This is a genomic window from Bacteroidales bacterium, from assembly GCA_023229505.1.
GTDB lineage: Bacteria > Bacteroidota > Bacteroidia > Bacteroidales > JAGOPY01 > JAGOPY01.
Window position 1 is genome coordinate 26,758 of record JALNZD010000003.1, and the last position, 12,142, is coordinate 38,899.

At 45.2% G+C, this 12,142-nt stretch carries 8 protein-coding genes; 3 read left to right on the plus strand and 5 right to left on the minus strand.

The window, feature by feature from the left end; genetic code table 11:
* Positions 1 to 6 precede the first annotated feature (6 nt).
* The 3 genes from M0Q51_01615 to M0Q51_01625 form a co-directional block, all read right to left on the minus strand.
* Positions 7 to 1,467 (minus strand): RagB/SusD family nutrient uptake outer membrane protein, encoded by a 1,461-nt coding sequence (locus tag M0Q51_01615; protein ID MCK9398677.1) that lies wholly within the window; start codon positions 1,465 to 1,467, stop codon positions 7 to 9.
* Between the two features lie 11 nt (positions 1,468 to 1,478).
* Positions 1,479 to 4,394, minus strand: coding sequence for a TonB-dependent receptor (locus tag M0Q51_01620; GenBank protein MCK9398678.1), 2,916 nt, complete (start codon positions 4,392 to 4,394; stop codon positions 1,479 to 1,481).
* Between the two features lie 124 nt (positions 4,395 to 4,518).
* Positions 4,519 to 6,321, minus strand: coding sequence for a PKD domain-containing protein (locus M0Q51_01625; protein MCK9398679.1), 1,803 nt, complete (start codon positions 6,319 to 6,321; stop codon positions 4,519 to 4,521).
* Positions 6,322 to 6,499: 178 nt separating this feature from the next.
* Between M0Q51_01625 and M0Q51_01630 the strand changes: the two genes are divergently transcribed.
* Entirely contained in the window at positions 6,500 to 7,741 is a 1,242-nt protein-coding gene (locus M0Q51_01630) for a DEAD/DEAH box helicase (protein MCK9398680.1), read from the plus strand.
* Positions 7,742 to 7,945: 204 nt separating this feature from the next.
* On the opposite strand, the gene M0Q51_01635 is transcribed toward M0Q51_01630, so the two are convergent.
* Together M0Q51_01635 and M0Q51_01640 are read right to left on the minus strand one after the other, a co-directional pair.
* Complete coding sequence (locus M0Q51_01635; protein MCK9398681.1) at positions 7,946 to 9,382, minus strand: T9SS type A sorting domain-containing protein; 1,437 nt, start codon at positions 9,380 to 9,382, stop codon at positions 7,946 to 7,948.
* A 126-nt stretch (positions 9,383 to 9,508) separates the two neighbouring features.
* On the minus strand, positions 9,509 to 10,135 hold the full coding sequence (locus tag M0Q51_01640; GenBank protein MCK9398682.1) for a DedA family protein: 627 nt from the start codon (positions 10,133 to 10,135) through the stop codon (positions 9,509 to 9,511).
* 146 nt (positions 10,136 to 10,281) lie between these two features.
* Between M0Q51_01640 and M0Q51_01645 the strand changes: the two genes are divergently transcribed.
* Together M0Q51_01645 and M0Q51_01650 are read left to right on the plus strand one after the other, a co-directional pair.
* Positions 10,282 to 10,971, plus strand: a complete 690-nt coding sequence (locus M0Q51_01645) for an SDR family NAD(P)-dependent oxidoreductase (GenBank protein MCK9398683.1) — start codon at positions 10,282 to 10,284, stop codon at positions 10,969 to 10,971.
* A gap of 46 nt (positions 10,972 to 11,017) precedes the next feature.
* Complete coding sequence (locus M0Q51_01650; GenBank protein ID MCK9398684.1) at positions 11,018 to 12,136, plus strand: MFS transporter; 1,119 nt, start codon at positions 11,018 to 11,020, stop codon at positions 12,134 to 12,136.
* Positions 12,137 to 12,142: the final 6 nt, after the last annotated feature.

A 12,142-nucleotide genomic window follows, 5' to 3' on the forward strand; every position in this document is an offset into this window, starting at 1 on the left:
CACGGATTAATATCCGGAATTTTGAACAAGGCTGGTATTTCTATCCAGTTCTGACTGAGGCACAGGCCATAACAACCGGTTAGGAGTAAGATTGTAACCTATTTTCTGGCCAGTTTCGTCGATGGCATTATTGATAACCTCTATGGCTCTGCCGGTGCGTTTCAGGTCAAACCAGCGGTGACCTTCGAAAGCCAGCTCCAGTCTTCTTTCTTTTTCGATGGCCAGGCGCATGTCGGCCTGATTTGAAGCGGTCGTGTTGGGCAGACTGACACGGCTGCGGATCTGGTTCACCAGTCCGGCTGCGCCGGATACATCACCCAGTTCATTGAGCACTTCGGCCTTTAACAGGATGATGTCAGCCAGGCGCAGGAAGATGTAATTCTGTGGGCTGCTTCCCCCAAAAATTCTCCATTTATTGATAAAAGGATAATTGGTTTGCGGCCAATGTGCATCCGGGAATCCTTCTGCCAGGAAAATGATCGAGGAATTCTTCCTGATCCCATCCTGCTCTTCATCAAAAGCTTTTACCAGGTCATTTGACGGGATATTGAATTTTTTCCAGTCAGAACCACGGAACATGCTGGCACCCCAATTACCATCAGTTATAGTGCCTTCATAGTTGATCTCAAATATTGATTCCTCCGAATTTTCAACCGAATTGTCCCACAGGTTCTCATAATTCCCCAGGAGGCTGTATGGCCCGTTGACCACGGCATCGCAATATTGCACCACCTTGTTGTAGTCATGCGGTTCGATTGTGGCATAGACCTTTGCCAGCATGGCATTGACGGCGCCTGTGGTCACGTAGCCTTTGTGAGCTGCGGTGGGGTTAACGTTTTCCAAAGCAACTTCAAAGTCATGGATGATCTGCATGAATACGCTATCCATAGGGGCGCGTTTCGGGAAGAGCAGCGGGTAAATTTCCGGAAGCAGTTCGGCATTGATTGTCGTGACTTCTTTAAGTTGCAGTGGTACATCTCCCCAGAGCTGAACTGCCTGGAAATACATGAAAGCTCTTATGAAAGAGGCCTCTCCAAGGATTTCTTTCTTTCTTGTTTCTGTCAAAGTAGGATCGGGAACGGCCATTACGTTGTTGATTACAATATTGGCCTTGCCTATAGTGCCGTATAGGTAGCCCCAATCGCGGCTGACATTGGTGTTCAAGGCATCAAGGTTATAATCATCGATCTGGAAATTAGCAGGATTATCTGCACCTGCATAAGCATCATCTGACTGGGCATCGCCATTGACAAAATAATCGAGTTCGAAGTATTCATTTTTGAAATCGGCATAAACTCCTGACAGGGCCGTTTCAACCTCGTCAGTTGTCTTATAGATGATGGAATCTGAAGCTGTGTTGCTTATCCAGATTTCATTCGAAATAGGTTCCAGATCAAGGAATTTTTTACAGGAAGTGAACGACCATGCGATCAGAACTGTGCTAAGGAGTATGATTAATTTTTTCATGGCTGTACGATTTAAAATTGAACATTTAATCCAAAGATCAAACTGACGGATTGCGGGTAAGTGCCATAATCGATTCCTACTTCCGTGGCATTATTTCCATAGGCATTGACTTCGGGGTCAAATCCGCTATAACCTGTAAATGTCAGGAGGTTCTGACCTGTTACGTAAACAGTAAACTGCCGGACGAATGTGATTTTAGAATTATTATCGAAGACCTTGTAAGACAATGTTACCGCTTTCAACCTTACATAGGATCCATCCTCGATGAAGCGTGTAGAGTTCCGGACGTTATCCATGTTTGCCGGTCTTGGGATATCCGTGTCGGGATTTTCCGGTATCCATCGCCGCAGCACATCGACAGACTGATTCTTACTGTCGAACATTCCTTCCAGATCGATACGGGTAGAATTGTAAATGTCGTTACCGACACTGCCCTGGAAGAAGATGTTCAGGTCAAATTTCCAATAATTGAAAGTGTTTGTGAAGCCAAAGATGAAATCAGGATTCGGATCACCGATCACCGTGCGGTCGGCACCGGCCTCAAAAATACCGTTTTGGTTGACGTCTTTGTAGATCAGATCGCCGGTTTCGGGATCGACACCTTCAGAAACGAGGCCGTAAAAGGATCCGAGCGGTAAGCCCGGCTTTACCATCGATACGTCAGAGTTATTGCTGTAAATATGTCCAAAATAATAAACCGGCGTATAATTCAGAGATAGCACCTTATTCCGGTTGAACGACATATTCAGATCCGTTGACCAGGTTAATTTTTTGTTGATATTTACCGTATTGATGGTGAATTCAATCCCTTTGTTTTCAATATTTCCGGCATTGGTTTGCATGGTGGTTACCGGAAGGGTATTTGACAATTCAACATTCAGCAGCACATCGGTTGTTTTCTTGTAATATGCGTCAACACTTAAGTTCACACGGAAATTAAACATGGAAAGATCGATACCGATGTTGGTTTGCTCAGTAGTCTCCCATTTCAGGTCAATATTTCCGTAAGAGATCGGATATTCAGAAGGATATGGATCATCTGCACTTGGGCTGAAAGCAATTAACCCAAACCGGGCATTATTAGGAATCCCTTCCTGGTTGCCATTTTTCCCCCATCCCCCTCTTATTTTCAGGTCGTCGACAAAATGAGAGTTTTGCATGAATTTTTCGGATGAAATCCGCCATCCTGCAGAAAATGAAGGCATGGTCCCCCAGTGGTGGTTCAGTTTTGACGATCCGTCTTCACGAACGGTGGCGGTCAGGTAATATTTACTTTTAAAATTGTAAGTGGCACGTGCAAAAAAACTTGCAAGCGCCCATTCATCCTGCCAGGTTGAACCGGTGGTCTCATTGGCAGCATTGAGAGTATGGACGCTGGATCCTGGCCGGAATCCATGGCCTTGTAAATAAGTTTGGTTATAATTATATTGCTGTCCACTACCCCCTATCATGGCAGTTATGTTGTGATCTTTGAATGATTTTGAATAATCCAGTGTATTTTCCCACAGCCAACTGCCATAGTTGCTTTTATCGGCTTGAGCCAGGCCCTTATTGGTCCGTCCCCAACTGGTCTGTATTCCATCCAGGAAATAGTCCCACTGGTGGTTATTGTAATCTATGCCGAACCTGGTTTTGAAAAACAAACCCGGGATGATCTTCACTTCGGCAAATACATTGCCGAATAAATTATTATCGATGGCTTCCTGGTCTGCGCCAAACATATAAGCAACCGGGTTTTCCCATGAAGCCTGAAAGGGATTGCGACCGTACCACCCGATGCTGTCTTTATCCCAAATGCTCAGGAAAGGCGGGGTATTCAGGGTGCTCATGATGACACCGCCACGGCCGGAACTCAGGTTGTCAGGCGTATTTAGTGTCCGGAGCCTCGACATATTGATACTTGTCCCGAATTTCAACCATTTAGTCACCTCGTTATCCAGGTTTAACCTGACCGAATACCGGTCAAAGCGTGCCGGTTCGACCATGCCTGCATCACTCAGATAACCGGCTGAAAAAAAGTAATGCGTTTTCTCGGAGCCTCCGCTGAAGGAGAGTTGATACGACTGATTGAAGCCCGTGCCAAAAACAGAATCGCTCCAATTGCCGAAGCTGGTCCATGCTGGATTAAGGGCAATTCCGATATCTTCCATCAGGTCGCGATATTCTTTAGTATTGAGCACCTCAATTGTTTTTCTGAGTTTGGAAAACCCGGCATAAGCATCGAAATTAACGGTAGGGCCGGTGCCTGCTTCACCGCGTTTTGTTGTGATAAGTACCACACCGTTAGCTGCCCTGGCGCCGTAAATAGCCGAGGAGGAAGCATCTTTCAGCACGGTCATAGAAGCAATATCAGAAGGGTTCAACCCGCTTGTATTCGTCGTCGGTACGCCATCGATCACATATAGCGGTTCGTTCCCCGCGATCACCGATGTTGATCCGCGTACCCGCACTGAAAGACCCACGCCCGGCTTACCGGAAGGCTGGGTAACCTGTACACCGGCGGCTTTTCCCTGGAGAGCCTGGGCTGCCGAGACGATCGGCCGTTCCTTGATTTCTTTGTCATCTACCACCGAGACGGCCGTAGTAATGTCTTTCTTTTTCTGCGTGCCGTATCCGACAACAACTACTTCATTCAGTAATGAAGCCTCCTCCTCTAAAACCACATCGATGGTTGTCTGATTGGTGATCTGGAAATCCTGTGCTACAAAACCCACATAGCTGAATCTTAGCACACCTTCATTAACCGTAATTTTATAGGTTCCTTCCACGTCGGTAGTTGTACCGGTAGATGTGCCCACCAATATTATAGTGACTCCCGGTAAAGGTGCACCGCCCGAATCCGTCACTTTCCCGGTGATCACCCTGCCCTGGGCAAATACAGCCAAAGAAAGCAGGGAGAAGAACAACATTGTAAAAACCCTTTTCATAGTCTGATTTTTTAAGGTTTATTGAAGGACAAGATAATGGAAGATAATTATGTTAAAAAAAATCAAGAGCGAGGCAGTGTCTCGCTCACTCTTGATTTTTCAAATCTAAATGCTGAAAGTATTATCAGCGCTCCAATATAACAGACCAGGCAGCACTTCCGTCATGTCCAGCAGAAATGTCAACCGAAACAAATAGGTATTCTTTGGTTATACCTACAGCATAGCCCATAACCTCATACCTGTTGGTAAGGTTTCCACCGTTGGGCGCGTTGGCGCCGTCAGTATTTTCACCACCATAGTATCCTTTGTAGAATCCGATAAAGGCAGCCCTGTCTGTACCGTTGGTCAGTTCAATGATCGCCCTGTTGGTTCCATCAGCAGGAGTGAAAGTATAGGTATGTTCACCTGAGGCGAAATAAAGGCCATTGCCGGTCAATGTACCTTCATCCCAGCAACCGTTCGGGCTTCCGAAATAGCCGTCATTACGAATTAATCCATTTCCGGCATAAGTATAAACTCCAGCGCTGAAAATATACTCATCATCGGCCATACATGACCAGTCATCTCCACCGGTACCACCTCCGGTCAGGAAATCCTTTGGCACTGACCACCAGGCACTGCTGCCAAGGGCCCCGCCAACAAATATTGTCTTTGCACCAACAACATCTCTCCAGGCTGCTCCTTGTAATAAATCTGCTGTCAGGGCTGGAGAGTTAACACTCAGGAACACAGCATCAACAAAGGTGGCAGTACCGTTAGAGTTCGTGCCGGAGAGGCTGATGTTATAAAAACCATCATTGGTATAAGTATGTACAGGATTTTCTGCAGTAGATGTTTCACCGTCACCGAAATCCCACAAGTAAGAATCGCAGTATTGTGAATTGTTTGTGAATGTTAAGGTCAGGCCATTAGTAGTAAAACTAAAATTGGGTGTAGGATTATTTGTCGGAATTGGGGGTTCGTCAGCCGGGTTGTCATAATGAACCAGGACAAATCTCCAAATGCCTTGATAAGCTGCATCTGCAGGTTTATCTTTATAATAACCCTGAACGATCAACGTATCAGTACCCGCTGCAGCGTCAGTCAGTTTAAACAGGTCATAATCCACCTCGTCCTGTACCATTGGGGTAAGTTCCAGGGATTCATTATCCGTAGCTAATTTAAAATAGCCAATATAGGCTCCAGTGCCGATAGCCTTTATTTTGGCATTACTTCCGGCAACCAGTTCAAACTGATGGGTCCCGTTGCCCCAGGCTGAACAATCTTCACCATTTTTATTAATCATGCCATCAGCAATGTCCTGGCAAGGACCAGCCGGGTCAAAAATGTCTTGTTCTCTCCAGAAGTCACCATGTGCATCATAGGTAAAAGTATAGTCGCGGAAGAATACCCATTCGTCATTCAGTATACAGGGACGATTGGCAAGTTCATCATTGCCAAGGCCCATTCCCCACCAACTCGTTACAGGATTTGGCGGATCATCCGGATTATATTGGAAGACCTGTAACGGATAGCGGCCGGTGGCACCGGACCGGATAAGTTTCCATACCTTTCCGTCATTGCCTTCACCCACCAGTTTGGTCAGTTCTGCATTCGGATCAAGAATCGATATGACGTCTGAATGATCATCGGTTACTGAACCGTTAAGAGAGGTAGCCGTCAGGGTGACAGTATAATCTCCAAGGTCTGCATAGGTGTGAACAGGATTGGTTTCACTGGAAGTTGCATTATCACCAAAATCCCATAACAAAGCTGAAAAATTCTGGGACTGATTGGTAAAAGCCACCTTTTTAAAATCTACAGCATCAACCTGGGATGTAAAACTCGCAATTACATCCGGATCCTTTTCATCCTTTTTACAGGAAATGATTTGTGTAAGCACCAGGAGGAAAAAAATTACCCCCGTAAAACTAAACGTCTTTTTCATGTTTGTGAGATTTAATGTTATTAATTTAAGGATTAATGACTATTATACTAAATAGATATGTTTTGCATTCAAATGTCAAACAAATATAGTAAATTATTAAATAAAAGTGTATCTTTGTGCCCGATTACTCTCCGAAAAAAAATTTATTTCAAAAAATCTTATTACTTAAAATTTTCTCATGCCATTTCAATCATTGAATATTATAGAACCTATTCTCAGATCATTAGAAGAAGAAGGTTACACCACCCCCACACCTATACAGGTGCAAGCCATCCCCATCGTTTTACAGGGAACCGACCTGCTGGGCTGTGCACAAACCGGAACAGGAAAGACGGCAGCTTTTGCCGTGCCGATTCTCCAGTTGCTATACGCAACTAAAACATTTGACAGAAAAAGAAAGATCAGGAGCCTGATCATAACCCCAACAAGGGAACTAGCCATCCAGATCGCGGAAAGCTTTAAGGCTTACGGCCGTCATACCGGCTTAACCTGCACGGTCGTCTTTGGCGGGGTGAATCAAAATCCCCAGACTGATGCATTACAAAGAGGGGTGGACATACTGGTGGCCACGCCCGGCAGGCTGCTCGACCTGATGAACCAGGGATTCATCACCCTGAAGGATGTCGAATTTTTCGTGCTGGATGAAGCCGACCGCATGCTTGACATGGGTTTTATCCACGATGTGAAAAAGATCATCGCCTTCCTTCCTCATAAACGGCAATCGCTGTTTTTCTCGGCTACCATGCCGCCTGAAATAGTCAAACTGGCCGGCACCATCCTGCATAATCCTGTAAAGGTGGAAGTCACCCCCAGTGCAACCACCGTTGAAACCACCAGGCAATTTGTTTTCTTTGTTGATAAAGGAAATAAAAATGCGCTGCTGGTGGACGTATTGCAGGATAAAAACATAAAAACTGCACTTGTCTTCACCCGCACCAAACATGGTGCCGATAAGGTAGTTAGAATCCTGGAAAAAAATAAGATCAGTGCCGAAGCCATCCACGGGAACAAGGCGCAAAATGCCCGCCAGCGGGCATTGGCTAATTTTAAGGCCCAAACTACCCGGGTTCTGGTGGCCACGGATATTGCAGCACGCGGCATTGATGTCGACGATCTTGAATTTGTCATCAATTTTGAAATACCCAACATCTCTGAAACATATGTGCACCGCATAGGTCGCACAGGAAGGGCTGGCGCGAAAGGGACTTCCCTTTCATTTTGCGATGCGGAAGAAAAACCCTGGCTGAAAGACATCGAAAAACTGATCGGCAAGAAAATACCGGTCATTGATGACCATCCCTTTCCATTGATGGACCATAATCCCGTCAAAGCCCCGAAACAGCAGCCCCGGCAGCGCGTGAACTATGCCAGGCAGGACGGTCCTGTAAAAACGGCTACGGCCAGGAGATGGGGACGATAGGATGGGAAGACGGTAGGATGATTTGGCGATTGGACGATTTAGCGAGGTAACGAATTAGCGAGGTAACGAATTAGCGAGGTAACGAATTAGCGAGGTAACGAATTACCGATATGGCGATTTGAAGATGTCCTGCCAAGGACAAATGATAATAGCCCGGGACAACGTCCCGGGGCAGATACGGTGGCCAATCATAATCAAGTCCCGTCAGGGACGGCCGAAGATGACCAATTTCTCGGTACAAACAGCCCCGGTTGAATAAACCCTGACAAGATACACCCCCTGTAAAAAGCCATTTAAATCCAGGGTTTCAACATTCTCTTTCTGACCGCTGAGGTTGCGCTTAAAAACCGACCTTCCGCTTGGGTCAAATATTTCAATACTCTGGTAATCCGGATCTGTTTCAAGATAAACCAGGCCGGAAGCAGGATTGGGGTATAATTTCAATTTATCGGTCGCATTATTTTCAAATATTCCCGGCCCGCTGATATGGCCGTTGGCATCGGTTTTAATAAAATATGCCTGTGGGACATTAAAACCACCAACATATCCTCCTGCGGCAAAACCACCATCGTCGCATGATGCGATATCTACTGCCAATGGTGAATCACCTGAAGCGTAGAACCTGTGCCACAAATAATCACCTTGCGGCGTGAATGCAAAGAGCCCGATGTAACTATTAACCAGATCGCCCAGCATGCCGGCCATCACATAATTACCATCGGAACTCCTTGTTATTGTATTAAAATAACCCGGATTAGACCCATTTAGATAATGCCTGGTCCAGATCGTATCACCGGAAGATTTAAGCCGGCTGATATAAAATCTCTGATAATCATTTGATCCGATAACGATGATATCTTCCTCACAATTTTTCATTTTGTGTATCAATGGCCAGGGCATTGGACTGAAAACCTTTTTTTTTCCCAGGTATTTACCGATACTATCAACTGTAAACAAAAACTGGCTTACGTGATGCTCACCAAAACCATCAGAATAATTGACAGAAACTTTATAATCGCCATTTGGAACTTCAATAACGCTTGTTATCGACGATGGCCACGTAAAAATAGTATCTATGGCAAAAACATCTTTATTCGATACATAAATAGTATCTGTAGCATTAACCAGGTTTGTCCAGATCAAACCTCCTTCAAGATCAGTTTTAGAAATTTGAAACCCACCATCAATATAGGAAATAAATATCAAGTTACCATCGGAGATCCGGATATAATCTATCAGGCTAGTAGTCGGTAATGATTTAGTCCATAAAGTATCCCCATCTAAATTTATTTTTTGAAGATAGGGATCTGAATAGGAGTTATATGCAAGGTAAAATGCAGTATCATCATCAGGCACGAGGAAAGGTTGGTCCCAGGATGTCTCGTTAGCCCTTTTATAGGTTTTTGTAAAAATTGTATCCCCATAAATATCCGTTCTGATAATGAAATTAAAATAATCGACATCATTAGGACCCGGGATTTCATAACCTCTTCCGCATAAAATGTATCCGTCAGCCTGAGGATAAACGCCGGTTATGGATGAATTATGCCAGAAATCATAGGTCTTTTCGAAGGTTATCTGGGCTTCTATGTTAGTAAACCTGAAGAACAGCAGAATGAGGATAAAATAAGCCTTTTTCATATTCTCAGAATTTCGATTTGGCGTACTGGATTGTGAGAACAAGATACTGAAAAATTACCTTAAAAGGGCAATTATTCAGTTTAAGGTGATAAACAATGAGTTAGCGGTGATTAAATTTGATAAAGGTTATGTCGCCTGTGATTTATTTCTGTTCCTGAAATGTTTCCAGAAAAAATAAGCCCCTGCAAGGACAATCAACACAATAATGATGATATCCATGGTATGGCCGTATTTCATCATCAGGTCCCATCCTTGTTGCCCCCATCTGACACCCGCCCAGGTCAGAAAAGCATTCCACATTCCGGCGCCGATTATAGTATAAAGGGAAAACTTCCAGATGTTCATCCTGCCAAAACCTGCCGGAATGGATATCAGGTGGCGGACTACAGGAATGAACCTGCAGACGAAGATGGTCCAGTCGCCATGCTTATTAAAATATTTTTCGCCGACCTGGAGCGCCTTCTTATCGAGCAGGAAATATTTTCCGAACCTTTCAATAAAAGGCCTGCCGCCGTATACTCCAATCCAGTATGAAAGAAGGGATCCGACAATACTTCCCAAAGTGCTGGCAATAATTACGCCGGCAAAAGTGAACCTTCCCTGGGCGATCAGCAATCCTGCCGGAGGAAGGACGGCCTCACTGGGAACCGGAAAGATCATGCTCTCCAAGGTCATAAAAATGAAAACACTCACATAGCCGGTTGTTTCATAAAACTGCATGATGTGCTCGGCGAGAAACTGTGTTACTCCCATAATTTTTATCTGAAAGTTTGTTTAATATGCGGGCAAAATTAATATCTTTCAGATTCATCTACATTTGTAATTTAATAATGAACCGGTATCTGATATCTTTGCAACTGCTAATTCAACATTCAACCTTCAACATTAAGCATTAAAAAATGGCATCACTTATCATTACAGGCGCAAACGGAAACCTCGGGCTCGCTGTAGTTCATCGTCTGCTGAAAGACGGATATCACATCCTGGCGGCTTCAGGCCATGGCGGAGCGGGAAATCTTCCCCATCATGAAAAGCTTGAAATCCGGGAAGTCGATTTATTGAATGAAGAAGAGGCTCGGAATTTTGCAAAAATCGTGTTGCAGTGCAATACTGACCTCCAGGCTGCCATATTACTGGTTGGCGGATTTGCAATGGGCAAGCTTGCAGATACAGGTAAAGCTGACCTGGATAAGATGATCAACCTGAACTTTTACACTGCCTATCATTTAGTCAGGCCATTGCTTTCACATTTCATTAGCCGTCCGCAAGGCGGGCAATTTATCCTGGTCGGGTCGCGCCCGGGCTTAAATGCCGCTGATGGTAAAGATTTCTTCGCTTATTCAATGAGCAAGGCCATGATCTTCAAGTTGGCAGATTTTATAAATGCAGAAGGTAAAGATAAAAGCGTAACGGCGACGGTTATTGTTCCCTCAACCATTGATACTGAGACAAACCGGAAATCCATGCCCGGAGCGGATTTTTCAAAGTGGGTCCCGGCTGAAAACATTGCTGATGCCATTTCCTTTTCATTATCTGATACGGGACGAATGATGCGGGAGAGTGTGATCAAGGTTTATAACAGATCTTAAGCAGTTCAATGTGTCTGAAAGACCTTTGTTTCAAACCGGGAAAGTGATGCTGATTTCGTTCAGCCATCTTATTCATGACACTTATTCTTCATTTTTAGCACCTCTGCTTCCGCTGCTGATTGACAAGTTTTCCCTGAGTTATTCGATGGCAAGCCTTCTGGGATTGCTACAGCGGTTGCCTAACCTGGTGAGCCCTTTCCTGGGCCTTCTGGCCGACCGGATGGGGATGAGGTGGCTGGTCATCATCAGCCCGGCTCTGACGGCGATCGCGATGAGCCTGATAGGTTTGGCTCCGACTTTTACGGTAATTGCTATTTTACTCCTGGTGACCGGGATCAGTTCTGCTTTGTTTCATGTACCCACTCCTGTGATGGTGAGCAAGGTTTCGGGGGAAGAGATCGGGCGAGGTATGAGTTGGTATATGTTCGGCGGGGAAATTGCCCGGACAATCGGGCCTTTAATGGTTCTGGGAGCTATTTCGCTGTGGGGGCTGGAAGGAACCTGGAAACTGATCCCGTTGGGCCTTGCCGCATCCGGCCTGCTTTATTATAAGCTTAGAAAAATAACCATTTCCGATGAGTTCAGGAATAAATCCGACATCATGGGGCTGCGAAAAACTTTCAGGCAGAGCATGCCCTTTTTCATTCTCCTGGTGGGTCTGACATTTTTCCGGTCAATCATGCGTGCGGCATTGACAACTTTTTTACCTACCTATATGACGCTAAAAGGAGAAAGCCTATGGACGGGTGGTGTATTCCTATCTGTACTTGAATTATCCGGAGCTGCCGGAACACTTTTCTGGGGGTATTATTCTGATCGCATAGGGCGTAGAAAAGCACTGTCGATCATCGTTTATACAGCCCCGGTGCTCATGTTCCTTTTTTCGGTCATTGATGGCTGGGCAGCATTGCCTGTTCTGGCCATCCTTGGTTTTTTCCTGTTAGGCACAACACCAATTTTGCTGGCATTAACCCAGGACCGCGGAACTGAAAGACCGGCTTTTTTTAACAGCATGTTTCTGACTGTTAGTTTTGGCAGTGAGGCAGCCGCGTTGATGATTGCCGGAATTATGGCAGACTGGGTCGGATTGGAGACGACTTTCAACCTTTCGGCTGTGATTGCATTGGGGGCTATACCGTTTGTGTTCATGATAAAAAGGCCCTGAGGGTCA

What these genes read in the sequence shown, in the direction of transcription:
- M0Q51_01615 (MCK9398677.1), bottom strand. Translation starts at nt 1,467, where the DNA reads ATGAAAAAATTAATCATACTCCTTAGCACAGTTCTGATCGCATGGTCG.
- M0Q51_01620 (MCK9398678.1), bottom strand. Translation starts at nt 4,394, where the DNA reads ATGAAAAGGGTTTTTACAATGTTGTTCTTCTCCCTGCTTTCTTTGGCT.
- M0Q51_01625 (MCK9398679.1), bottom strand. Translation starts at nt 6,321, where the DNA reads ATGAAAAAGACGTTTAGTTTTACGGGGGTAATTTTTTTCCTCCTGGTG.
- M0Q51_01630 (MCK9398680.1), top strand. Translation starts at nt 6,500, where the DNA reads ATGCCATTTCAATCATTGAATATTATAGAACCTATTCTCAGATCATTA.
- M0Q51_01635 (MCK9398681.1), bottom strand. Translation starts at nt 9,382, where the DNA reads ATGAAAAAGGCTTATTTTATCCTCATTCTGCTGTTCTTCAGGTTTACT.
- M0Q51_01640 (MCK9398682.1), bottom strand. Translation starts at nt 10,135, where the DNA reads ATGGGAGTAACACAGTTTCTCGCCGAGCACATCATGCAGTTTTATGAA.
- M0Q51_01645 (MCK9398683.1), top strand. Translation starts at nt 10,282, where the DNA reads ATGGCATCACTTATCATTACAGGCGCAAACGGAAACCTCGGGCTCGCT.
- M0Q51_01650 (MCK9398684.1), top strand. Translation starts at nt 11,018, where the DNA reads ATGCTGATTTCGTTCAGCCATCTTATTCATGACACTTATTCTTCATTT.